This is a genomic window from Pseudonocardia alaniniphila (assembly GCF_022524485.1).
GTDB lineage: Bacteria > Actinomycetota > Actinomycetes > Mycobacteriales > Pseudonocardiaceae > Pseudonocardia > Pseudonocardia alaniniphila.
This window is the reverse complement of record NZ_JAKXMK010000095.1, coordinates 1-1,200: the sequence shown is the minus strand read 5'-3', so window position 1 is coordinate 1,200 and position 1,200 is coordinate 1. Positions and strand designations below refer to the sequence as shown.

1 protein-coding gene is annotated in these 1,200 nt (G+C 67.6%); it reads left to right on the top strand.

Going from position 1 to position 1,200, the window contains the following annotated elements; all coding sequences use genetic code 11:
• Positions 1 to 91 precede the first annotated feature (91 nt).
• Positions 92 to 1,189 (top strand): IS630 family transposase, encoded by a 1,098-nt coding sequence (locus MMF94_RS43120; protein WP_241043290.1) that lies wholly within the window; start codon positions 92 to 94, stop codon positions 1,187 to 1,189.
• Positions 1,190 to 1,200 lie beyond the last annotated feature (11 nt).

Below are 1,200 nucleotides of genomic sequence, written 5' to 3'. Positions count from 1 at the left end.
ACTAGTGGCTCGACACGCAGTGTCGACCGGGTAATTGATCTTGCTGGTCGCGCCGGGGAGGCTGCCCGCACGTCGAGTGTGGGAGGTGGTCGTGGCGCGCAGACCGAGCGTGTTCGTGCGGCCGTTGTCGATGGATGAGGGCCGCAAGCTGGCACGGATCACCCGGACCGCCAAGAACCCTGTCCGGATGCGCCGCGCGATCGTCGTCCTGATGTCCGCTCAGGGGCAGACCGTCCGTGACATCACCTCGTTGCTGCAGGTCAGCGACGACTACGTGCGAGATGTGATCCACGCCTTCAACGAGCGGGGGTTCGACGCGCTAAACCCAAAACCGGGCGGGGGACGCCCGAAGAAGATCGGTGAGCAGCTCCGTGAGTGGATCTGCCTGATCGCCCGGACGTCCCCCACCAACTGGGGCATCACCGCGTTCTCTACCTGGTCGCTGGCCAAACTGCGCGACCACCTGCTGGACGAAGGCATCGTCGCCGAACTCAGCCGCGAGACCCTGCGCCGCATCCTGCACGCCGGCGGCGTCTCCTGGCAGACCACGACCACATGGAAGGCCTCCACCGACCCGGACTTCATCCCCAAGATGCGCCGGGTCCTGGGCCTGTATGACCACCCACCCGACGACGGCCGGGTGGTCTGCGTCGACGAGTTCGGGCCGCTGAACCTGCTGCCCCGCAAGGGCAAGGCCTGGCGGCCTCGCCGCAAACCGCGACGGCAGCGGGCCACCTACACCCGCACCGCCGGGGTGATGCACATGCTCGCCGCCCTCGATCTGGCCACCGGCAAGATGTTCTACCGGATCCGCGACCGCAAACGCTGGATCGAGTTCCTCGACCTGCTCAAGGCGCTGCGCGCCCGCTGGCCCGCCGAGAAGCTCTACCTGATCTGCGACAACTTCTCCCCGCACCGCCACGCCCGCGTCCGCGAGTGGTGCGCCGCCAACGAGGTCGAGCTGGTGTTCCTGCCGACCTACGGGTCGTGGTTGAACTGGATCGAGGCCGAGTTCGCCGCGCTGCGCTACTTCGCCCTCAACGGCACCGACCACCGCAGCCACGACGAGCAGAACGCCGCGATCGCCGCCTACGTCCGCTGGCGCAACGCCCGCGCCCAACCGAAGGTCAACTTCGCCGCCGACTCACCGATCCGCACCTGGACCAGTTACCCGGTCAAGGCTGCGTGACAAGCCACTAG